22 protein-coding genes are annotated in these 21,775 nt (G+C 71.7%); 13 read left to right on the top strand and 9 right to left on the bottom strand.

Annotated features, from left to right (window positions below; all coding sequences use genetic code 11):
• Window positions 1-87: 87 nt before the first annotated feature.
• The 3 genes from JGR68_RS02905 to JGR68_RS02895 form a co-directional block, all read right to left on the bottom strand.
• A complete protein-coding gene (locus JGR68_RS02905; RefSeq protein ID WP_199360377.1) occupies window positions 88-714 on the bottom strand; it encodes a superoxide dismutase in 627 nt (208 codons plus the stop codon).
• 114 nt (window positions 715-828) lie between these two features.
• Window positions 829-1,959, bottom strand: coding sequence for a PilT/PilU family type 4a pilus ATPase (locus JGR68_RS02900; protein WP_199360375.1), 1,131 nt, complete (start codon window positions 1,957-1,959; stop codon window positions 829-831).
• 12 nt (window positions 1,960-1,971) lie between these two features.
• Complete coding sequence (locus JGR68_RS02895; protein WP_199360373.1) at window positions 1,972-3,009, bottom strand: type IV pilus twitching motility protein PilT; 1,038 nt, start codon at window positions 3,007-3,009, stop codon at window positions 1,972-1,974.
• A gap of 134 nt (window positions 3,010-3,143) precedes the next feature.
• On the opposite strand from JGR68_RS02895, the gene JGR68_RS02890 reads away from it, so the two are divergent.
• Window positions 3,144-3,842: a YggS family pyridoxal phosphate-dependent enzyme gene (locus JGR68_RS02890; RefSeq protein ID WP_199360371.1), complete on the top strand. Its 699-nt coding sequence runs from the start codon at window positions 3,144-3,146 to the stop codon at window positions 3,840-3,842.
• Window positions 3,843-3,935: 93 nt separating this feature from the next.
• Complete coding sequence (proC, locus tag JGR68_RS02885; protein WP_199360369.1) at window positions 3,936-4,775, top strand: pyrroline-5-carboxylate reductase; 840 nt, start codon at window positions 3,936-3,938, stop codon at window positions 4,773-4,775.
• 8 nt (window positions 4,776-4,783) lie between these two features.
• Here the strand turns inward: proC and JGR68_RS02880 are convergent, their stop codons facing one another.
• From JGR68_RS02880 to pdxH, 3 genes are all read right to left on the bottom strand, one after another.
• Window positions 4,784-5,179: a DoxX family protein gene (locus JGR68_RS02880; protein ID WP_199360367.1), complete on the bottom strand. Its 396-nt coding sequence runs from the start codon at window positions 5,177-5,179 to the stop codon at window positions 4,784-4,786.
• Between the two features lie 94 nt (window positions 5,180-5,273).
• Entirely contained in the window at window positions 5,274-6,107 is an 834-nt protein-coding gene (locus JGR68_RS02875; protein WP_234446569.1) for an ABC transporter substrate-binding protein, read from the bottom strand.
• Entirely contained in the window at window positions 6,104-6,700 is a 597-nt protein-coding gene (gene pdxH / locus JGR68_RS02870) for a pyridoxamine 5'-phosphate oxidase (protein WP_199360365.1), read from the bottom strand. The genes JGR68_RS02875 and pdxH overlap by 4 nt, the downstream gene beginning before the upstream one ends.
• A 65-nt stretch (window positions 6,701-6,765) precedes the next feature.
• Here pdxH and JGR68_RS02865 point away from each other — a divergent pair, with 65 nt between their 5' ends.
• Window positions 6,766-7,599, top strand: coding sequence for a kinase (locus JGR68_RS02865; protein ID WP_199360363.1), 834 nt, complete (start codon window positions 6,766-6,768; stop codon window positions 7,597-7,599).
• Here JGR68_RS02865 and JGR68_RS02860 read toward each other — a convergent pair.
• Entirely contained in the window at window positions 7,580-7,783 is a 204-nt protein-coding gene (locus JGR68_RS02860) for a dodecin family protein (protein WP_199360361.1), read from the bottom strand. The two genes, JGR68_RS02865 and JGR68_RS02860, sit on opposite strands and share 20 nt — an antisense overlap.
• Before the next feature lie 134 nt (window positions 7,784-7,917).
• On the opposite strand from JGR68_RS02860, the gene JGR68_RS02855 reads away from it, so the two are divergent.
• From JGR68_RS02855 to hemE, 4 genes are read left to right on the top strand one after another with little or no spacing between them, the layout of a single operon-like run.
• Window positions 7,918-8,481 carry a shikimate kinase gene (locus JGR68_RS02855; RefSeq protein WP_199360360.1) on the top strand — a complete coding sequence of 188 codons (564 nt, stop codon included), beginning with the start codon at window positions 7,918-7,920 and terminating at the stop codon, window positions 8,479-8,481.
• Complete coding sequence (gene aroB / locus JGR68_RS02850) at window positions 8,478-9,569, top strand: 3-dehydroquinate synthase (protein ID WP_199360358.1); 1,092 nt, start codon at window positions 8,478-8,480, stop codon at window positions 9,567-9,569. The genes JGR68_RS02855 and aroB overlap by 4 nt, the downstream gene beginning before the upstream one ends.
• 36 nt (window positions 9,570-9,605) lie before the next feature.
• Window positions 9,606-9,863, top strand: a complete 258-nt coding sequence (locus JGR68_RS02845) for a WGR domain-containing protein (RefSeq protein WP_199360356.1) — start codon at window positions 9,606-9,608, stop codon at window positions 9,861-9,863.
• 38 nt (window positions 9,864-9,901) lie between these two features.
• Window positions 9,902-10,975 carry a uroporphyrinogen decarboxylase gene (gene hemE, locus JGR68_RS02840; RefSeq protein ID WP_199360354.1) on the top strand — a complete coding sequence of 358 codons (1,074 nt, stop codon included), beginning with the start codon at window positions 9,902-9,904 and terminating at the stop codon, window positions 10,973-10,975.
• Window positions 10,976-11,056: 81 nt separating this feature from the next.
• On the opposite strand, the gene JGR68_RS02835 is transcribed toward hemE, so the two are convergent.
• The gene (locus JGR68_RS02835) at window positions 11,057-14,611 is read right to left on the bottom strand and encodes a hybrid sensor histidine kinase/response regulator (protein WP_199360352.1); all 3,555 of its coding nucleotides are present in this window, start codon (window positions 14,609-14,611) and stop codon (window positions 11,057-11,059) included.
• Window positions 14,612-14,760: 149 nt separating this feature from the next.
• Here JGR68_RS02835 and JGR68_RS02830 point away from each other — a divergent pair, with 149 nt between their 5' ends.
• Complete coding sequence (locus JGR68_RS02830) at window positions 14,761-15,447, top strand: YceI family protein (RefSeq protein ID WP_234446568.1); 687 nt, start codon at window positions 14,761-14,763, stop codon at window positions 15,445-15,447.
• A gap of 8 nt (window positions 15,448-15,455) precedes the next feature.
• Here JGR68_RS02830 and JGR68_RS02825 read toward each other — a convergent pair whose 3' ends face one another.
• On the bottom strand, window positions 15,456-15,677 hold the full coding sequence (locus JGR68_RS02825) for a glutaredoxin family protein (protein ID WP_199360350.1): 222 nt from the start codon (window positions 15,675-15,677) through the stop codon (window positions 15,456-15,458).
• A gap of 90 nt (window positions 15,678-15,767) precedes the next feature.
• Here JGR68_RS02825 and JGR68_RS02820 point away from each other — a divergent pair, with 90 nt between their 5' ends.
• The 5 genes from JGR68_RS02820 (at window position 15,768) to JGR68_RS02800 (ending at window position 21,732) form a co-directional block, all read left to right on the top strand.
• Complete coding sequence (locus JGR68_RS02820; protein ID WP_199360348.1) at window positions 15,768-17,150, top strand: L-serine ammonia-lyase; 1,383 nt, start codon at window positions 15,768-15,770, stop codon at window positions 17,148-17,150.
• A 47-nt stretch (window positions 17,151-17,197) separates the two neighbouring features.
• Entirely contained in the window at window positions 17,198-18,298 is a 1,101-nt protein-coding gene (locus tag JGR68_RS02815) for a phytase (RefSeq protein WP_199360346.1), read from the top strand.
• A 3-nt stretch (window positions 18,299-18,301) separates the two neighbouring features.
• Window positions 18,302-19,162 (top strand): M23 family metallopeptidase, encoded by an 861-nt coding sequence (locus JGR68_RS02810; RefSeq protein WP_234446567.1) that lies wholly within the window; start codon window positions 18,302-18,304, stop codon window positions 19,160-19,162.
• Window positions 19,163-19,243: 81 nt separating this feature from the next.
• Window positions 19,244-20,848, top strand: a complete 1,605-nt coding sequence (locus tag JGR68_RS02805; RefSeq protein ID WP_199360341.1) for a peptide chain release factor 3 — start codon at window positions 19,244-19,246, stop codon at window positions 20,846-20,848.
• Between the two features lie 236 nt (window positions 20,849-21,084).
• Window positions 21,085-21,732, top strand: coding sequence for a hemolysin III family protein (locus tag JGR68_RS02800; protein WP_199360339.1), 648 nt, complete (start codon window positions 21,085-21,087; stop codon window positions 21,730-21,732).
• Window positions 21,733-21,775: the final 43 nt, after the last annotated feature.

Below are 21,775 nucleotides of genomic sequence, written 5' to 3'. Positions count from 1 at the left end.
CATGGTCCCGAAGGGCCGCGCGCCGGCGGAAAGCAGGAAGCCCCGCAGGTGCGGGGCTTCGTGCATGTACCGGGTGCGTCGCGCGGATCAGCCCGAGAGGGCCTCCTGGTAGCGGCGCTCCACCTCGTTCCAGTCGACGACGTTGTAGAACGCGCCGATATAGTCCGGGCGGCGGTTCTGGTACTTCAGGTAGTACGCGTGCTCCCAGACGTCCAGGCCCAGGATCGGGGTGTTGCCCGAGCCGATGCCCTTCATGAGCGGATTGTCCTGGTTGGCGCTGGACTCGACCTTGAGCGCGCCCGACCTGTCGACCGAGAGCCAGGCCCAGCCGCTGCCGAAGCGGGTCAGCGCGGCCTTGGTGAAGGCTTCCTTGAACGCCTCGAAGCCGCCGAGCTCGCTGTCGATGCGCTTGGCGACCTCGCCCACCGGGTTGCCGCCGCCCTTGGGCGACATCACCGTCCAGAACAGCGAGTGGTTGGCGTGGCCGCCGGCGTTGTTGCGCAGCGGACCGCGCTTGTCTTCGGGCAGCGCGTCGAGGTTGGCGATGATCTCCTCGGCGGACTTGTCCGCCCACTCCGTGCCCTCCAGCGCGGCGTTGGCGTTGTTGATGTAGGCCTGGTGGTGCTTGGTGTGGTGGATCTCCATCGTCTGCGCGTCGATGTGCGGCTCGAGCGCGTCGTATGCGTAGGGGAGCTTGGGCAGGGTGAACGCCATGGCGGTTCTCCAGTGGTGTATTGGCCGGCCATTGTCTCCCGCGACAGGTAAAAAGTACGCAAATGGAAAGGGCGCCCGACGGGCGCCCCTCCAGGAGACTCGGAACGCAGCGTCTCAGGTGACCTCGGCCACCTCGACGCCGTCCAGGCCCTGCGACAGCGTGCGCGCGTCGCCGCCCTGCGCCAGCTTGATGCGCAGGCGCACCTCGTTGGCCGAGTCGGCATAGCGCAGCGCGTCCTCGTAGGAGATCTCGCCGGCCTGGTACAGCTCGAACAGGCTCTGGTCGAAGGTCTTCATGCCGAGGTTGGTCGACTCCTTCATGATTTCCTTGAGCTTGTGGATCTCGCCGTCGCGGATGTAGTCCTGCACCAGCGGCGTGCCGAGCATGATCTCCATCGCCACGCGGCGGCCCTTGCCGTCCGGGGTCGGGATCAGCTGCTGCGCGACCACGCCCTTGAGGTTGAGCGACAGGTCCATCAGCAGCTGGCCGCGCCGGTCCTCGGGGAAGAAGTTGATGATGCGGTCCATCGCCTGGTTGGCGTTGTTGGCATGCAGGGTGCACAGCACCAGGTGGCCGGTCTCGGCGAAGGCGATGGCGTGGTCCATGCCCTCGCGGGTGCGGACCTCGCCGATCATGATCACGTCCGGCGCCTGGCGCAGGGTGTTCTTCAGCGCGTTCTCCCAGCTGTCGGTGTCGATGCCGACCTCGCGCTGGGTGATGATGCAGCCGTCGTGCTTGTGCACGAACTCGATCGGATCCTCGATGGTGATGATGTGCCCGGTCGAGTTGGCGTTGCGGTAGCCGATCATCGACGCCAGCGAGGTCGACTTGCCGGTGCCGGTGGCGCCCACGAAGATGATGATGCCGCGCTTGGTCATCGCCAGCGTCTTGATGATCGGCGGGAGGTTGAGCTCCTCGATCGTCGGGATGCGGGTCTCGATCCGGCGCAGCACCATGCCGACCTGGTTGCGCTGGTAGAAGCACGACACGCGGAAGCGGCCCACGCCGGACACGCCGATCGCGAAGTTGCACTCGTGCGTGCGCTCGAACTCCTCGCGCTGCGGCGGCGTCATCACGTTGAGCACCAGGTCGCGCGCCTGCTGCGGCGTCAGCGGGTTCTGGGTGATCGGCGAGATCTTGCCGTGGACCTTCATCGACGGCGGCATGCCGGCGGTGATGAACAGGTCCGAGGCCTTCTGGTGGGCCATCAGCTTGAGGTACGAGGTGAAGTCGATGGCGCTCATGTGGTGCTCCGGTTACTCGAACAGCCGCTTGTCCTTGGCATAGTCCTTGGCCTGGGCGCGCGTGATCATGGCGCGCTTCACCAGGTCCTGCAGGTGCTGGTCGAGCGTCATCATGCCGTGCTGCTGGCCGGTCTGGATCGCCGAGTACATCTGCGCCACCTTGTCCTCGCGGATCAGGTTGCGGATGGCCGGCACGCCGACCATGATTTCCCAGGCCGCGGTGCGCCCGCCGCCGACCTTCTTCAGCAGCGCCTGCGAGATCACCGCGCGCAGCGACTCCGACAGCATCGAGCGCACCATCGGCTTCTCGCCGGCGGGGAACACGTCGATGATGCGGTCGATGGTCTTGGCCGCCGACGAGGTATGCAGCGTGCCGAACACCAGGTGGCCGGTTTCCGCGGCGGTCAGCGCCAGGCGGATGGTCTCCAGGTCGCGCAGCTCGCCGACCAGGATGTAGTCGGGGTCCTCGCGCAGCGCCGAGCGCAGCGCTTCGTTGAAGCCGTGGGTGTCGCGGTGCACTTCGCGCTGGTTGATCAGGCACTTCTGCGCGGTATGCACGAACTCGATCGGGTCCTCGATGGTGAGGATGTGCCCGTACTCGGTCTTGTTGATGTGGTCGACCATCGCCGCCAGCGTGGTCGACTTGCCCGAGCCGGTCGGGCCGGTGACCAGGATCAGGCCCTGCGGCTGGTCGATCAGCTCCTTGAAGATCCGCGGCGTGCCGAGGTCCTCGAGGGTCAGCACCTCGGACGGAATGGTGCGGAACACCGCGCCCGCGCCGCGGTTCTGGTTGAAGGCGTTGACGCGGAAGCGCGCCAGGCCGGCGATCTCGAACGAGAAGTCGACCTCGAGGAACTCCTCGTAGTCGCGGCGCTGCTTGTCCGACATGATGTCGTAGACCAGCGCGTGGACCTGCTTGTGGTCGAGCGCCGGGATGTTGATCCGGCGAACGTCGCCATCGACGCGGATCATCGGCGGCAGGCCTGCCGACAGATGCAGGTCCGACGCCTTGTTCTTGACCGAAAACGCCAGAAGTTCGGCGATATCCATGCATGCTCCCCAGCGGCAGTGCAAGTTGGTGTTGGAGCGCCGGACCGGGTCGCGGCTGGCGCCAGAGTACTCCCCGCGGGCAGTATAGCCCCGTATCCGCGTCACATATCCAGCCCCGCTGGAGGAGCCGGCAGATGCCGACAGGACCCCTCGCACGCGTCCTCGATTCGATGGAAAACGCCGCCGCGGCCGCCTCGCGGCCGGCCCCGCGCCTGGTGGCGGTGGGCAAGACCCGGAGCGCCGGCGAGATCGCCGCGCTCGCGGCCGACTGGTCTGCCCTGCGCCCCGACGCGACCCTGGCGTTCGGCGAGAACTATGTCCAGGAAGCCGCGGCCAAGATCGCCGCGCTGGATGGCCGTGGCATCGAATGGCACCTGATCGGCCACCTGCAGTCGAACAAGGCCGCGCAGGCCGCCGCGATGTTCGACTGGGTGCAGTCGGTCGACCGGCCCAAGCTGGTCGCCGCGTTGGCCGCGGCGCGCGACGCCGGCCGTCCGCCGCTCAACGTGCTCATCCAGGTCAACGTCGACGGCGAGGCCGGCAAGCACGGCTGCGCACCCGGCGACGTGCCGGCACTGGCGGCGGACATCGCGGCGCAGCCCGGCCTGGCGCTGCGCGGGCTGATGGCGATCCCCGAGCCCCACCCGGACCTGGAGCGCCGTCGCGCGGCCTTCGCGGCCATGCACGCGCTGCATGCCGCGCTGCGTCGGCAGCACCCGGGCGCCGACACGCTGTCGATGGGCATGAGCGAGGACCACGCGCTGGCGATCGCCGAGGGCGCGACCATGGTGCGCATCGGCACCGCGCTGTTCGGGGCACGACCGGGGGCGTGACGCAGTGGCGCGGGGCGTCGCGGCCGCGGGCCTGGTCGCGGCTCACGGGCGCCTCGGCGACAATGCCGGGCCCGCCGTTCCAGGAAGCCCACCATGTCCGGACCCATCTCCAGCGACGAAGACACGATCGCCTTCATCGGCGGCGGCAACATGGCCCGCAGCCTGGTTGGCGGCATGGTGGCGCGCGGCACCGACCCCGCTTGCATCCAGGTCGCCGAACCGGTCGAAGCGCTGCGCGACGCCCTGTCCCGCGACTTCGGCGTCCGGGTCCACGCGGACGCCATCGATGCGGTCGTCGGCGCGGCCACCTGGGTGTTCGCGGTCAAGCCGCAGGTGATGCGCACGGTCTGCGAGGGGCTTGCCGCGCACGCGCGCGACGCACACCCGCTCGCGGTCTCGATTGCCGCCGGCATCACCACCGCCCAGCTGTCGGCCTGGCTTGGCGGCAGCACCGCGGTGGTCCGCAGCATGCCCAACACGCCCGCCCTGCTTGGCGCCGGCGTGACCGGCCTTTACGCCAACGCGGCGGTCGACGCGGCCGGGCGGGCGCGGGCCGAAGCCCTGTTGGCAACGGCCGGCGAGACCGTCTGGATCACGGACGAAGCGCTGATGGACGCGGTGACCGCGGTGTCCGGGAGCGGACCGGCCTATGCCTTCCTGCTCGCCGAGGCCATGGAGGACGCGGCGCGCGCCCAGGGCCTGCCGGCGGACGCGGCGCGCAGGCTCGTGCTGCAGACCCTGCTGGGCGCGGCGCGCATGCTGACCGAATCCGGCGAAGCGCCGGCGGAGCTGCGCAGGCGCGTGACCTCGCCCGGCGGCACCACCCAGGCGGCGATCGAGGCCTTCGAGGCCGGCGGACTGCGCCGGCTGGTCGCGGAGGCCGTGGCGGCGGCGACGGTGCGCGGACGCGAGCTGTCAGCCACCAACGACTGAGCCCCGCCTCAGCTCTGGTTGATGCCGTAGCGCCCCGGGCCGAGCAGGGCGATGGCGACCGCGGTGCCGAGGAACATGCCCTGCAGTTCCAGCGCCCAGCCGCCTTCGCCGTTGAGCTGGCCGAGCTGGCCCATGTGTGCAAGCGCGATGGCCACCACCATGTTGACCGCCACCAGCATCGCGCCGATGCGCGCGTGGAAACCGAAGACGAGCATCAGCGGCGCCAGCACCTCGCCGACCAGCACGCCGTAGGCGAGGACGCCGGGCAGCCCGGCGGCCTCGACCATGCCTTCGATGCCGGACATCCCGCCGCGCAGCTTGGCCACGCCGTGCAGCAGCACCAGCACGCCCAGCGTGAGGCGCAGCAGCAGCCGGCCGAGGTCGTGCATCGCAGCCTGGTTCATGACGCAATCCCGGTGTTGGAATCGCCGGATCATGGCAGAGCCGCCGGCCGCGCGTCAGCCCCGCCCGGGCGGCCGCCGCCCCGCGTACGCCCGCCTAGCCGGCGCGCGCAGCCCGGCGGGCCGACCAGCCATGGACGATGTCGGCGAGCGCGCCCAGGCCATCGGTCAGCGCGGCCGGTCCCGGCTGCAGGATCAGCGGCGACTTCACTTCGTGCAGCTCGCCGTCGCGCACGGCGGGGATCGCATCCCAGCCGGGCCGCGCGGCGACCCGGTCGGCGCGGAACTTCTTGCCGCACCACGACCCGATGATGATGTCCGGCGCGCGTCGCACGACCTCGCCCGGGTCGGCCAGGATCCGCTGCTTCGCCAGCGGCTCGGCGGCGCGCTCCGGGAAGACGTCGTCGCCGCCGGCCATGCCGACCAGCTCCGACACCCAGCGGATGCCGGTGATCGGTGGATCGTCCCATTCCTCGAAGTACACGCGCGGGCGCACCGGCAGCGTCGCCGCGCGGGCCGCGACGGCGGCCAGGCCACGCTCCAGCCCGTCGGCATAGGCCTCGGCGCGCGTCGACGCGCCGACCAGCGCGCCCAGCCGGCGCACGTAGTCGAGGATGCCGTCGACGCTGCGATGGTTGCTGATCCACACCTCGACGCCGCGGCGCACCAGCTCCGCGGCGATGTCGGCCTGGATGTCGGAGAAGCCGATCGCGAGGTCCGGCGCCAGCGTCATGATCTCGCCGATCTTCGCGCTGGTGAACGCGCTGACCTTGGGCTTTTCCCTGCGCGCGCGCGGCGGGCGCACGGTGAAGCCGCTGATGCCGACGATGCGGTGGTCCTCGCCCAGGGCGTACAGCGTTTCGGTCGGCTCCTCGGTCAGGCAGACGATGCGGCGCGGCCCGCGCAAGGCGGTCGCCGACGGCGCGCTCACGGGTACAGCATCCGCTTGCTGCAGTCGCCGGCCAGGTCGCGTTCGTACAGCCAGCGCTCGTGCCAGCGGTATTCGGCGGCATACCAGAACTCGATCCGCTCGGGATCCACCCGCAGCCCGGTCCAGCGCGGCGGGCGCGGGACGTCACGGCCGGCGAACTCCTGCTCGACCTCGGCCAGGCGCTGGTCGAACTCGCCGCGCGACTCCAGGACCTCCGACTGCCGCGACGCCCAGGCCCCGAGCTGGCTGCCGCGCGGCCGGCTGGCGAAGTAGGCGTCGGCCTCGGCCTCGTCGACGATCACGACCCCGCCTTCAACGCGCACCTGCACGCCCAGGCGCACCCGCGGCCAGTGGAACAGCAGCGCCGCTCGCGGGTTGGACTTGAGCTCGCGCCCCTTGCGGCCGTCGAGGTGGGTGTAGAAGACGAAGCCGCGGGCGTCGTGCGCCTTCAGCAGGACGGTGCGCAGCGAAGGGCGGCCATCGGGCGTGGCGGTGGCGAGCTGCATCGCGGTGCGGTCGGGCTCGCCCGCGGCCAGCGCCTCGTCGAACAGGGTGTCGAAGGTCTGCAGGGCTTCGGCGTACAGGTCGTGCATCGGCAGGTGTGCTCCGCTGGGTTCCGGCGCGCGGACGGCGCCCGCGCCTGGGCTATCGTGCCCGGATGGCGGCGGGCTTGCACAGGCAGGGCTTCGACGCGCGGCTGGTGTCGGCCGTGCTCGACGATGCGCTCGCGTCCGGCGCCCGCGTGTACGGCATCAGCGGCCTGCAGGGCAGCGGCAAGTCGACGCTGGCCGCACAGGTGGCGGCGGCCGCCGGGCGGCGCGGCCTGCGCTGCGTCGTGCTGTCGCTCGACGACGTCTACCTTCCTCGCGCGCAGCGCCTGCGCCTGGCGCACGACGTGCACCCGCTGCTGGCCACCCGCGGCCCGCCCGGCACGCACGAGGTCGGTTTGGCCATCGAGGTGCTGGCGGCGCTGCGCAGCGGAACCGGCACCGCGCTGCCGCGCTTCGACAAGCTGGACGACGACCGCCGCCCGCGCGCCGACTGGCCACGTGCGCGGCGCACCGACCTGGTGTTGTTCGAGGGCTGGTGCCTGGGCACGCCGGCCGAGGAGGACGCGGCCCTCGCGCTGCCCCTCAATGCGCTGGAACGCGAAGAGGATGCCGACGGCGACTGGCGGCGCTGGTGCAATGCGGCGCTGCGCGAGGCCTATCCCGCGCTGTGGCGGCAGATCGACCGCCTGCTCCTGCTGCAGGCGCCTTCATTCGAGGTGGTGCCGGGCTGGCGCCTGGAAGCCGAGCGCAGGGCGCTGGGCGGCGCCCCCGCCGGTGCCAGGATCATGGATGCGGCAGCCATCGACCGGTTCGTCCAGCACTACGAACGCACCAGTCGCCAAGCCCTGCGCACGCTTCCCCGCATCGCCGACCGTGTCATCCCGCTGGATACGCAGCGCGCGCCGGTGCTTCGCGACGGCCTCACTCGACCACGAAGCTGACCCGCAGGTTCACCCGCCACTCGGTGATCTCGCCGCCGCCGTCGGTGACGACCTTGGTTTCGTTGATCCATGCGCCCTTGATGTTCTTCACGCTCTCGGCGCACTTGGCGAGACCCTTGCGAACGGCGTCCTCGACGCTGGTGGGCGAGGCGGCATTGATTTCGATGACCTTGACGACGGACATGGCACGCTCCTACTGGCCCCGTCCGGGCGGACGGTGGAACGCCCGATCCTCGGCCCTGTCCTGTTAACGCGATGCCATCGCCCGCCGCGCCGGCTGCTAGCATCGTGGCGATCCCCCGGTCGAAGCCGCGCTCGATGAATCCAGCCCGCCACCTCGTGCTCGTCGGCCCCATGGGCGCCGGCAAGACCTCGATCGGCCGCTGCCTGGCACGGCACTTCGGGCTCGCCTTCGTCGACAGCGACCACGAGATCGAGCAACGCACCGGGACCAGCGTCACGACCATTTTCGACTGCACCGGCGAGGCCGGGTTCCGCGCGCGCGAGCGCGACACGCTGGCCGGGCTGCTGGCCGGACCGGGCTCGGTGCTGGCCACCGGCGGCGGCGCGGTGCTCGATGCCGGCAGCCGCCGGCTGATGGCCGCGAACGGATTCGTCGTCCACCTGCGCGCCGACGTGCCGACCCAGCTCGAACGCCTGGCCCGCGACCGCAGCCGGCCGCTGCTGGCCGGCGGCGATCGCGAGGCGACCCTGCACCGGCTGGCGGGCGAGCGCGACCCGCTGTACGCCGAGGTCGCCGACCTGGTCTTCGATACCCGCCACCTGCCGGCCGCCGATGCCGCGCGCCGGCTGGCGCAGCAGCTGGACGCGCGCTGGCAGCGAGGCACAGGGCCCCTGCGGCCGACGGAGCCCACGGCATGAGCGCACGGCGCCGCATCGAAGTGGGTGGCCCCGCCCCCTATGCCATCACCATCGGTCCCGGCCTGCTCGCCGACAGCGAGGTCCTGGCCGCGCCCCTGCGCGGGCGCCACGTCCTGCTGGCCAGCGACAGCCATGTCGCGCCGCTGTACGCGGGCGACGTCCGCGACGCCCTGCTTGCAGCCCGCCCCGGCCTGCGCGTCGACAGCTTCGTGCTTCCCGCGGGCGAGGCCGGCAAGACGCTGGCCGGCTTCGGCAAGGCGATCGAGGCCCTCGCCGCGCTCGGCGCGACCCGCGACGCCTGCGTCTACGCGCTCGGCGGCGGCGTGGTCGGCGACCTGGCCGGCTTCGCCGCGGCCTGCTGGATGCGCGGCATCGACTGCGTGCAGCTGCCGACCAGCCTGCTGGCCATGGTGGATTCCTCGGTCGGCGGCAAGACCGCGGTCGACCTGCCGCAGGGCAAGAACCTGGTCGGGGCCTTCCACCCGCCGCGCGCGGTGCTGGCCGACACCTCCACGCTCCGCACCCTGCCCGACCGCGAGCTGCGCGCCGGGCTGGCCGAAGTGGCCAAATACGGGGCGATCGTCGACGCCGGCTTCCTCGACTGGCTGGCCGCGCACGCCGGCGGCCTGCTCGAGCGCGAGGATGCGGCGCTCGCCGAGGCCATTGCGCGCAGCTGCGCGCACAAGGCGGCGATCGTCGAGCGCGATCCCTTCGAGCACGGCGAGCGCGCGCTGCTCAATTTCGGCCACACCTTCGGCCACGCGATCGAGGCCGGGCAGGCCTTCGACGGGCTCAACCACGGCGAGGCCGTGGCCGTCGGCATGGTCCTGGCGGCCCGGCTGTCGGCCAGGCTCGGCCACGCCACCGAGGCCGACGCCGACCGGCTGCAGGCGGTGCTGGAACGCTTCGGCCTGCCGGTGGCGCTGCCCCGCGGCCTCGCCCCGGACGCCCTGCTGGCACGCATGCGCCTGGACAAGAAGGCCCAGGCCGGCGGCCTGCGCTTCGTGCTGTGGACCGGCATCGGCCGCGCGCGGGTGGTGGCGGAGGTGCCCGAAGCCGAGGTGCTGGCGGTGCTGCGGGCCGCCTGAGCCGGGTCGCGGGCCGTGGCGTAGAATGGCCGGTCCATGCGCCTGCTCCTGCAACAACGCCCCGACGGCCACGAAGCCCCGCGCTTCGTGCAGCTGATGCTGCAGCAAGACCTCCTCGGGGGGTGGACGCTGCTCCGCGAAACCGGCCACATCGGCGGGCGCAGCAGCGTCCGTCGCGAGCAGTTCCTCGACCAGGATTCCGCGATCGCCGCGCTGGAACAGGCGCGCGACCAGCAGCTCAAGCGCGGCTTCCAGCTCATGTTCGCGCAGGGCGCCGACGGCGCGCGCCGCTGAGGCCGCGCCGCCACACACCCCCATACAGGACCAGAGACGTGTCCCAGACCCTTCGCAACGACCGCTTCCTTCGCGCCCTCCGCCGCGAGCCCGTGGACTGCACGCCGGTGTGGCTGATGCGCCAGGCCGGACGCTACCTGCCGGAATACCGCGCCAGCCGCGCGAAGGCGGGCAGCTTCCTGGCGATGGCCAAGAACCCCGAGCTGGCCTGCGAGGTCACCCTGCAGCCGCTGGCGCGCTTCGAGCTGGACGCCGCGATCCTGTTCTCCGACATCCTCACCATCCCCGACGCGATGGGCCTGGGCCTGTACTTCGTCGACGGCGAGGGCCCGAAGTTCGAGCGCCCGCTGCGCGATGCGGCGTCGATCGCGAAACTCGGCGTCCCGGACATGGAAGGCGAGCTGGGCTACGTGATGGACGCGGTGCGCGTGATCCGCCGCGAGCTCGACGGGCGCGTGCCGCTGATCGGGTTCTCCGGCAGCCCGTGGACGCTGGCCTGCTACATGGTGGAAGGCGGCGGCAGCAAGGACTTCGCCCGCATCAAGGCGATGGCGCATACCGATCCACAGGCGCTGCACGCGCTGCTGGCGGTCAACACCGACGCGGTGATCGCCTACCTGGCGGCCCAGCGCGCGGCCGGCGCGCAGGCGCTGCAGGTGTTCGACACCTGGGGCGGCGTGCTGTCGCCGTCGATGTACCGCGAATTCTCGCTGCCCTACCTCGAGCGCATCGCGCGCGAGCTGGAGCGCGGCGAAGGCGAGGCACGCACCCCGCTGATCGTCTTCGGCAAGGGCAATGCCGCCTACCTCGGCGAGCTGGCCGACTCGGGCGCCGAGGGCGTGGGCGTGGACTGGCTCATCGACCTCGGCGACGCCGCACGGCGCACCGGTGGCAAGGTCGCACTGCAGGGCAACCTCGACCCGACCACGCTGTACGGCACCCCCGATGCGATCCGTGGCGAAGTGCGCCGGGCGCTCGACAGCTACCGCGAGGGCAATGGCGGCTCGCGCGAGGGCCACGTCTTCAACCTCGGCCACGGCATGTCGCCGGGCATGGATCCGGAACACGTGCGCGTGCTGGTCGACGAAGTGCACGCCTACAGCCGGCGCTGACGCTCCGGTACGACGTCCCCGCAGGTCAGCCCAGGCCGCCGCCCGGGGTGGCCTCAGGTGCGCGCGCGATGGATGCAGCCTTCATGTGCCGTTCCCGGTGCGCAGGGTGTCGATCGCCGACCCCAGCATCGCGCCGGTCACGGGCTTGCGCAGGAAGCCGTCGAAGCCCGCTTCGCGCGCGACCACTTCGGCTTCGGCGTCGGCACGCGCCGTGATCGCGAGCAGCGGCGCCAGGAAACCCTGGGCGCGCAGCTGGCTGGCCAGCGCCAGGCCGGTGATGCCTGGCAGGTCGAGGTCGAGCAGGGCCATGTCGAAACGCTCCGAGGCGACCTCGGACAGCGCGGCAAGGCCGTGCGGGACATGCACCACCTCATGGTGGTGCGCGCGCAGCAGGCCGGCGATGACCGCCGCCACCGTGGGATCGTCCTCGACCAGCAGCAGCGAAAGGCCCGGGCGCGTGGCATCGCGGGCCGGCCCGCCGTCGGTGACCGCCGCACCTTCGGGCGGGCGGGCTTCGGGAAGCGGCAGGTCGACGGTGAAATCGGTGCCCTGGCCAGGCGTGCTGTCCAGCTCCACGCGGCCACCCATGGCCATGGCCAGCTCCTGGCAGATCGCAAGCCCAAGCCCGCTGCCGCCATAGCGCGCCGCGGTGTGCGCGCCATCGGCCTGCTCGAAGCGGCGGAACAGGTGTGCCTGCTGCTCCTCGTTCAGTCCCGGACCGGTGTCGGACACCACCAGGCGCACGCCGCCGGTCGCGATCGGCGCGGCCTGCAGCGACACGCTGCCGGTCTCGGTGAACTTCACCGCGTTGCCCAGCAGGTTGAGCAGGACCTGGCGCACGCGGCCGGCGTCACCCATCAGCCAGCGCGGCGTCCGTGCATCCACGTGGCGCCGGAACGCGAGACCGCGCCGGCGTGCCAGCGGCTCGACCAGGCCGGCGACCTCGTCCAGCAGCGCGACCAGGTCGAAGGGCTGGACGACCAGCTCCAGCTTGCCGGCCTCGATGCGTGCCAGGTCGAGCGCATCGTTGACCAGGCGCATCAGGTGCTCGCCGGCGTGGCGGATGGCATCGGCATAGCCGCGCTGGCGGGCGTCGAGCGTCGTGCCCAGGAGCAGCTCGCTCATGCCCAGCACCCCGGTCATGGGCGTGCGCACTTCGTGTCCGAGGGTGGCGAGGAAGCGGGTCTTCGCCAGCGAGGCCTGCTCGGCCAGCACGCGCTTCTCCTCGTTGAGCTGCCAGCCGTGGCGGCGCTTGAGCCGCAGGCGGTAGGCATGGGCGCTCCACAGCAAGAGCAGCGCCGCGGCCACCGCGAACAGGGCCAGCGCCCAGGGTGCCTGCCACCACGGCGGCTGCACGTGCAGCTGCAGCAGTTGCACCGGCGTCCACTCGTCGTCTGCGGTGCGCGCCTGCACGTGCAGGCGGTAGGCGCCAGGCTCGAGGCGGGCGAAGACGCGCTCACCGGCCGCGCCGGTGTCGACCCAGCCGGGGTCGTAGCCCTCCAGCCGGAACCGGTAGCGGTGCGCGTGCGCGTCGGTGAACGACAGCAGGCGGGCGACCACGCGCAGGTCGCGGTCGTCATGGCGCAGCGACAGCCGCGACTGCGGCGACAGCGCGATGCGTGCGTCGCCGCGCCGCAGGTCGACCGACTCGATCGCAAGCGTCGGCATGCGCTGGCTCCAGACCACCTGGCGCGGGTGGAACAGCAGCAGCCCGTCGGCCGTGCCGGCGGCGATATAGCCCTGCGCCGACATGGCCATCGGGAATTCGCTGAACTCGTGGCTCGGCAGTCCGTCGCGCACGCCGTAGACGCGCAGCCGGGCGTCCTCGGGGTCGAAGCGCACCAGGCCGCGCACCGTGGTCAGCCAGACCACGCCATCGGCGTCGACCATGACGCCGCCGGGCGCGACCATCGGCAGCCCCTCGGCGCTGCCGACCACGCGCAGCGGCCGCAGCGAAGCCCCGTCCCAGGCCCAGGACGACAGCTCGCCGTAGCCGGCCAGCCATACCGTCCCGTCGCCGGCGATCGCCACGCTGTAGACCGCGGCTTCCGGGGCACCGGGAACCGGCGCGAAGCGACGGGCGCCGGCGTCCCAGGCCAGCAGGCCGCCGGAGGTGGCCACCCACAGTCCGCCATCGGGCGCCAGCATCAGCTGCTCGACGGCGTCGGTGTCGTCCAGGCCGCGGCCGCTGCCACGGTCGATGGTGTCGAGCACGGGTCCGTCCGGCGCACGTGCCTGGACGCTCTGGTGGCTGGCCAGCCAGACCGTGCCGTCGCGCTGCTCCACGAACTGCGCGATGCGCCCCGCGGGCGCGGCGTCGCGCGTGCCGTCGGCCAGCCAGCGTCGCAGCGCGCCGCTGCGCGGATCGAAGCGCACCAGGTGGTCCTGGCAGCCCAGCCAGACGTGGCCGTCGCGCACCTCGATGACCCCGGTGATGAACAGCGTGCCGCACACCGGGCCCAGCCGGTGCCCGATCTCGCCGGTTTCGGGCTCGAGATGATCGAGCGCACCGCCCGTGCCGACCAGCCACAGGCCGCGCCCCTGGCCCTGGGACGCGGGCGCCGCGCTGTAGACGAAGGCGTTGGCCAGCGATGCCGGGTCGCCGAGCCGCCGCTGCAGCACGCTGAAGTTCCGCCAGTTCGCCGGCAGGTGCCACAGGCCGGCATCGGTGCTCGCGAACCACAGGCCGCCCTCGCGGTCCTCGTAGGCGGTGGACCAGGCCGGACGCACCAGGCCGCGGCTGGTGGTGCTGTACAGCGGGACGTTGTCGACGCGGTCGCCACGCACCCAGGCCAGGCCGCTGCGGGTGTCGAGCCAGCGCGCGCCCTGCCCGTCCTCGAGCAGCATGTTGAGCGCGGGCTCGCCGAGCACCGGGTCGAGCCAGGGCAGGGATTCGATGCGTCCATCGGCATGGCGGACCCTGCCGGCGCCATGGATGCCCATCCAGAGGCTGCCGGCCGCGTCCAGCGCCAGTCCATCGACCATCCGCGTGCCCAGCCGCTCCGGCGGCAGGCGCGCGAAGCCATCCCCGGTCCAGCGCGCGACGCCACCCTTGGTGCCGACCCAGAGCGTGCCGTCGCGGTCGTCCACCACCAGGTGGGACACGCCATCGGCCGGCAGGCTGGTGGCGTCATCGGGATCGTGCCGGTAGCGACGCATCCGCCCGTCCGGCGACAGCCGATGCAGGCCGCCGTCGGCGGTGCCGAACCAGACGTCGCCATCCGGCGTGCTGGCCACCGACCAGACATCGTTGCTGGCCATTTCCGGATGGGTGGCGCGGTCGTGCCAGGTGAAGTGCTCGCGGGTGACGTCGAGCATCGCCAGGCCCGACGTCGACGTGCCGATCCAGACCCGGTCCGCCGCATCCACGTGCACCGACCAGACGAAGTTGTCGCGCAGCCCGTCGCCCACGCGCCAGGTGCGGAAGCCGACGCCGTCGTAGCGCGCCAGGCCGTCGCGGGTGGCGATCCACAGGTAGCCGCGGCGGTCTTCCGCGAGCGCGTTGACGCGATTGGAAGGCAGCCCGTCGATGACGCTGATCTGCCGCGGCTGCGGCATCTGCGGCACGGCGGCGCCGGCCGCACCCGCCAGCAGCCAGAGCAGGCACAGCAGCAAACACACCGTCCAGCGCCGCATCCGATTCCCCTTTCGCCCGCGATGCCGTGCGGCATCCCGCGCCCCCGCCGACATCGTCGCAACGCCGCCGTGCTGGCGCAAGTTTCACCAGCGCCGGCCACAGGCCTAGAATCGGCCCGGATGCCCCCACGGGCGCCGCAGGCACTGCCATGAACGCCCCGCGTCACGGTTGCTTCGCACGGATCCTCTGTACCGGCATCGTCTGCATGCTCGCCGCGGCCTGCGGCACGGCAGCGCCGCGCGCGCCGGCGCCGGACGGCGCGGTCGCGGACGGCAGGCCCGCCGACGGCATGGCCGCGCCCACCCTGCCGGCGCCCCAGCCGGGCACCGCGGTCTACGCCGTGGATCCGGTGCACACGCGGATCGCGATCGCGGTCGACCACGCGGGCTTCTCCAGGGCGATCGGGACCGTATCGGGGACCACCGGCACGCTGCACCTCGCTCCGGGAACGTGGGACGGCGCCCAGGTGGCCGTGGCGATCCCGCTCGACCGGCTGGATTTCGGCGACGCCCCCTGGAACCGGGCGGTGGCCGCCGGCGGCCTGCTCGACAGCAACCGGCATCCCCGGGCGCAGTTCCGTTCGCTGCGCGTGGAGCCGGTGGATGCGGCGCGCGCGCGCCTGCACGGCGAGCTGACCCTGCGTGGCATCACACGCGAGGTCGTGCTCGACGTGGTGCGCAACGGCGAGCGCCGCTATCCGCTGCCGCCGTTCCGGCAGACCGCGGGCTTCTCGGCGACCACCACGCTGAGCCGTGCCGATTTCGGCAGCACGGCCTGGAACTCGATGATCGGCGACGCCGTGGACGTGCGGATCGAGCTCGAAGCCAGCCGCTGAGGGCGGCGTCAGCCGAGGAAGCGCGCCAGCCCGGCGGCGCCGAAGGGCCAGTCCAGCTCGCGACCTGCCGCGTCGCGCAGCACCGGCACGCGGTGGCCGTAGCGGGCCTCGAGCGCCGCGTCGCCGTCGATGAATACGCTCTCGAACTCGGGCGCGCGCGCCGCGGCCAGCACCTCCAGGGCGAGGTCGCAGAGGTGGCAATCGTCGCGCTGGAACAGGACCAGGGGCATGCGGATGGAACTCTCCGTCGGTGGGGCCGGACCAGGCCGGGCGCGGGGCGGCGGCTATCATAGGCAATCCACCCGCCCCTCCGGGACGCCATGGCCGTCAGCACGTTCGACCTCTACAAGATCGGCATCGGGCCGAGCTCCTCGCACACCGTGGGGCCCATGCGCGCGGCCGCGCGTTTCGTCGAGCACTGGCTGGACGAGCCCGGGCGGCTGCAGGACGTGGCGCGCGTGCGCGCCGAGGTGTTCGGTTCGCTGGCGCTGACCGGGCGCGGCCATGGCACCGACAAGGCGGTGCTGATGGGACTGGAAGGCCATCATCCGAACGCGATCGATCCGGACATCATCCCGTCCGCGCTGGAGCGGATCCGCGGCGGCCGGCAGGTGATGCTGCTCGGGCAGCATCCGGTCGCCTTCGACGAGAAGCGCGACCTGGTCATGAACAAGCGCCAGAAGCTTCCGCACCACACCAACGGCATGCGCTTCACCGCCTATGACGCCAGCGACGAGGTGATCGCCACGCGTGACTACTACTCGGTCGGCGGCGGCTTCGTGGTCAACCAGGACGAAGCGGCCGAAGACCGCATCGTCGCCGATACCACGCCGGTGCCGTATCCGTTCAACAGCGGCCGCGAACTGCTGGCGCAGTGCGCCGAGCACGGGCTGACGATCGCCCAGCTGATGATGGCCAACGAGAAGTCCTGGCGCAGCGAGGACGAGGTGCGCGCCGGCCTGCGCGAGATCCATGACGCGATGCAGGCCTGCATCCAGCGCGGCATCGCCAATGGCGGCACCCTTCCCGGCGGCCTGCGCGTGTCGCGCCGCGCGCCCGCGCTGTACGCCGAACTGACCGGGCGTCCGGAAGCCGGCATGCGCGATCCGCTGACCACGCTCGACTGGGTCAACCTGTACGCGCTGGCGGTGAACGAGGAGAACGCCGCGGGTGGCCGGGTCGTCACCGCGCCAACCAACGGCGCGGCCGGCATCCTGCCCGCGGTGATGCGTTATTACGAGCGCTTCTGCCAGGGTGCAAACGAACAGGGCATGTTCGACTACCTGCTCACCGCCTCCGCGGTCGGCATCCTCTACAAGGAAAACGCTTCGATTTCCGGTGCCGAGGTCGGCTGCCAGGGCGAGGTCGGCGTGGCCTGCTCGATGGCCGCGGCCGGCCTGACCGCCGCGCTCGGCGGCACGCCCAGCCAGGTCGAGAACGCGGCCGAGATCGGCATGGAGCACAACCTGGGCCTGACCTGCGATCCGATCGGCGGCCTGGTGCAGATCCCCTGCATCGAGCGCAACGCGATGGGCGCGGTCAAGGCGATCAACGCCTCGCGCATGGCGCTGCGCGGCGACGGCAAGCACAAGGTCACGCTGGACGAGGTCATCAAGACCATGCGCGACACCGGCCGCGACATGCAGGACAAGTACAAGGAAACCTCGCGCGGCGGCCTGGCGGTCAACGTCATCGAGTGCTGAGCCGCGGCCCACTCCCGCGGCGTGCGCCGCGGCCCCATAATCCCCGCATGTCGAAATTCCTCCTTGCCGCGGCGATCGCGCTGTCCGTCGCCGCCTGCGCCACTGCGCCCGCGCCACCCGATTCGCGGCGGTCATCCGCGTCCGACGGCGTCCCCGGTTCGGGCCTCGTGGCGGAAGCCTGGGTCTCGGCGGACCTGCCCGGCGAAGAGCTCGATTCGATCGCCACCTGGGTCGACCGCGACGGCCGCACCCTGCTGATCGCCACCGGCAAATCGACCCATCGCCTGGCGCTGTTCGACGGCGACAGCGGCGAGGCGCTGCGCACGGTCGGCGGCCGGGGCAAGGCGCCGGGCGAGTTCACCCGGCCCAATGGCCTGGCGGTTTCCGGTGACCTGCTGTTCGTGGTCGAGCGCGACACGCCGCGCGTGCAGCTGCTGTCGCTGCCCGAGCTGAAGCCCCAGGCGTCCTTCGGCGGCGACGAGCTCCGCGCGCCCTACGGCATCTGGCTGCGCCCGTCCGCGCCGCGGGAGCTGGAGGCCTTCGTGACCGACAGCTTCATGTACGGCGAGCGCCACGACGTGGTGCCGCCCGCGGCCGAACTGACCCAGCGGGTGCGGCGTTACCGGCTGCGCTTCGACGAACAGGGACACCTGGATGCGGCCTACCTCGGCTCGTTCGGCGAGCCCGAGGGTCCGGCGCGGCTCAACATGGTCGAGTCGATCGCCGGCGATCCGGTGCACGGCCGCCTGCTGGTCGCCGAGGAGGACCGCACGAGCCCCTCGAACCTGCACGTCTACGGTTTCGACGGCCGCTGGAGCGGGCGCAGCCTGCCCGAGGGCACCTTCGCCGGCGAGGCCGAAGGCGTGGTGCTCTGGGCCTGCGGCGCGCGCAGCGGCTACTGGCTGGCCGTGGACCAGCAGGCACCGCTGACCTGGTTCCACCTCTTCGACCGCGAGACCCTCGCGGCGGTCGGCAGCTTCCACGGCCAGGTGACCGCCAACACCGACGGCATCGCCCTGCAGGCGGCGGCGACACCGCGCTTCCCCGCTGGCGTGCTGTACGCGGTCCACGACGACCGCGCGATCTCCGCCTTCGACCTGCGCCAGATCGCCGGCCTGCTGGGCCTGGACCCCGCCTGCCTGGGCTGACCGATGCCTGCCCGGCCGGCTCCCTCCGCACCTCCCGCGTGGCTGGGCCGCCTGCTGCTGGCCATGGTCATTGCCGCCCTGCCGGCTGGAGCCGGAGCCGCCGCCACGGGTGCCGGCGCCGGGGAGGGCGACCCCGCCCCACTGGCGCGCCTGGAGATCCTCGATCGTGGCGCCGGACCCGAGGCCTGGGCGGAAAACCTGCTGGCGGGCCCGGTCGAAGTGCTGTTGCGCGCGATCGGTGCGGCGCCTCCGGCGGCGCCGGCGCTGCCCGCGCGCGCCACGGTGCCGGCGCGCGCCCGGGTGCTGGTGAGCCGGATCGGACGCGCCGACGCGCAACTGGTCCTCGAAGTCGTTCCCGGCCATCCGGGCGCGCGACCGCTGGACGTCGAATATGCCTGGCCGCTCGGGTCGCACGCGCTGCGCGTGAGCCAGGGCTGGGGCGGCGCCTTCAGCCACCGCGATGACGAGAACCGCCACGCCGTGGATTTCGCCACGCCCGAGGGCACGCCCGTGCTCGCCGCGCGCGAGGGCGTGGTGATGCAGGTCGAGGACCGCTTCGCCGGCGGCGGCCTGGGCTCCACCGATGACACCGGCCGCGCCAACTTCGTGCGCATCCTCCACGACGACGGCACGATGGCCCTCTACGCGCACCTGGCCCCCGCCGGCGCCCGGGTACGTGCCGGCGAACGCGTCCGCCGCGGCCAGCGCATCGCCACCTCGGGCAACACCGGCTACAGCGGCGGCCCCCACCTGCACTTCGCGATCCAGGCCAACCGCGGCCTGCGCCTGGCGTCGATTCCCTTCCGGATGTTCGGCCCGGGCGGGCTGCTGCGCTTCAGCGAGGCGGCGAACGGGGTCGAGTAGGCGCTTCCTCGCCTCTCCCATCCTCCCCGTATAATTCCGGGTTTTCCCCGGAGCCCCGGCGCCAGCAAGGCGCGTATCACCATGCCCGACGTTGCCGCCGAAGCCCGCCGCCGCCGTACGTTCGCGATCATTTCGCATCCCGACGCCGGCAAGACCACGCTCACCGAGAAGCTGCTGCTGTTCGGCGGGGCGATCCAGATGGCCGGCTCGGTCAAGGGCCGCAAGGCCGCGCGCCATGCGACGTCCGACTGGATGAAGCTCGAGCAGGAGCGCGGCATCTCGGTCACCAGCTCGGTGATGCAGTTCCCGTACGAGGGCTGCGTGGTCAACCTGCTGGACACGCCCGGCCACGCCGACTTCGGCGAGGACACCTACCGCGTGCTCACCGCGGTCGACAGCGCGCTGATGGTGATCGACGTGGCGAAGGGCGTCGAGGAGCGCACGATCAAGCTGATGGAGGTGTGCCGCATGCGCGACACGCCGATCATGACCTTCATCAACAAGCTCGACCGCGAAGGCCGCGACCCGATCGAACTGCTCGACGAGGTCGAGACCGTGCTCGGCATCCAGTGCGCCCCGGTCACCTGGCCGATCGGCATGGGCAAGCGCCTCAAGGGCGTCGTGCACCTGGTCACCGGCGAGGTGCACCTGTACGAGCAGGGCCGCAACTTCACCCGCCAGGACTCGACGATCTTCGCCTCCATCGACGACCCGCAGCTCGAGGCGCGCATCGGTACCGACATGCTGGCCGGCCTGCGCGAGGAGCTCGAACTGGTGCAGGGCGCGAGCCATGCGTTCGACCTCGATGCCTACCGCGCCGGGCGCCAGACGCCGGTGTTCTTCGGCTCGGCGGTGAACAATTTCGGCGTGCAGCCGCTGCTCGACTTCTTCGTCCGGCACGCGCCCCCGCCGCAGCCGCGCGAGACCACGGTGCGCGACGTGGCGGCGGACGAGGCCAGGCTCACCGGCTTCGTCTTCAAGATCCAGGCCAACATGGATCCGCAGCACCGCGACCGGGTGGCCTTCATGCGCGTGTGCTCGGGCCGCTTCGAAGCCGGGATGAAGGCCTTCCACGTGCGCGCGGGCAAGGAGATGAAGCTCGCCAACGCGCTGACCTTTATGGCCAGCGATCGCGAGATCGCCGCCGAGGCGTACCCCGGCGACGTGATCGGCATCCACAACCACGGCACCATCTCGATCGGCGACACGTTCACCGAGGGCGAGCAGTTCACCTTCACCGGGATCCCGAACTTCGCGCCGGAGCTGTTCCGCCGCGCGCGCCTGCGCGATCCGCTCAAGCTCAAGCAGCTGCAGAAGGGCCTGGAGCAGCTGTCGGAAGAAGGCGCGACCCAGTTCTTCCGCCCGCTGATGTCCAACGACCTGATCCTGGGCGCAGTCGGCGTGCTGCAGTTCGACGTCGCGGCCTACCGGCTCAAGGCCGAGTACGGCGTTGACGCGATCTTCGAACCCGTCGGCGTGGCGACCACGCGCTGGATCCGCTGCGACAGCGAGAAGAAGCTCGAGGAATTCCGCGAGAAGAACGCCGGCAACCTCGGCATCGACGCCGCCGGCGAACTCGTCTACCTCGCCCCGAGCCGCGTCAACCTGCAGCTCGCCCAGGAACGCTGGCCCGACGTGCGCTTCGATGCCACCCGCGAGGCGGCGCATACGCGGGCCGCGGGTTGATGAACTCAACTGTAGGAGCAGCTACAGCTGCGATCGCAGCACCAGCGTGTTGACCAGGCCCGCCTCGCCAAGACCGCGCGCCGGGATCGCAGCTATAGCTGCTCCTACAGCTGATGTTGGCTTTGCTCCATCCGCGTAGACCGGCTTTGATCCGCGTCCATCCGTGGCAAGGCCTTGGCTCCTGGACACACCCACGCATGGCATGATCGTTCCCGTTCTTTCCCCGGGGTTCCTGCGTGTCGACGATGAGCCTGCGCCAGAAGCGCGAGGAGTTGGCCAGTGCGCTGACGCACGGCCTTGGCGCCACCGCCGCGCTCGCGGGCGGTGCGGTGCTCATCACGCTGGCGGCGATCTTCGGCAATGGCTGGCAGCTGGGCGCGGCGATCGTGTTCGGCGTCACCCTCCTGCTGCTGTACCTGGCCTCGACGCTCTACCACGCGTTCCAGCACCCGGTGCTCAAGGGACGGCTGAAGGTCCTCGACCACTGCGCGATCTACCTGCTGATCGCCGGCACCTATACGCCGTTCACCCTGATCGGGCTGCGCGGGCCCTGGGGCTGGGGCCTGTTTGCCGCGATCTGGACGCTGGCGATCGCCGGCGTAGTGTTCAAGCTGTTCCACACCGGGCGCTACCGGCGCCTGTCCACGCTGATCTATGTCGCGATGGGCTGGCTGGTCCTGGTGGCGATCAAGCCCGTGCTGGCCGCGCTCGATGCCTGGACGCTCGGCTGGCTGGTCGCCGGCGGCGTCTTCTACACCCTGGGCACCGTGTTCTACCACCGCGAATCGATCCCCTACGCGCACGCGATCTGGCACCTGTTCTGCATCGCCGGCAGCGTGTGCCACTACGTCTCGGTGATGGCCCAGGTCACCGGTCCCGGCTGAACGGCTTCCATCGCGTTCACCGTTGTTTGACCGCCGGCGCGGG

The organism is Luteimonas sp. MC1750 (assembly GCF_016615955.1).
Taxonomy (GTDB): domain Bacteria; phylum Pseudomonadota; class Gammaproteobacteria; order Xanthomonadales; family Xanthomonadaceae; genus Luteimonas.
Note: the sequence above shows the minus strand (reverse complement) of the source record. Positions and strands in the feature narration are given on the sequence as shown.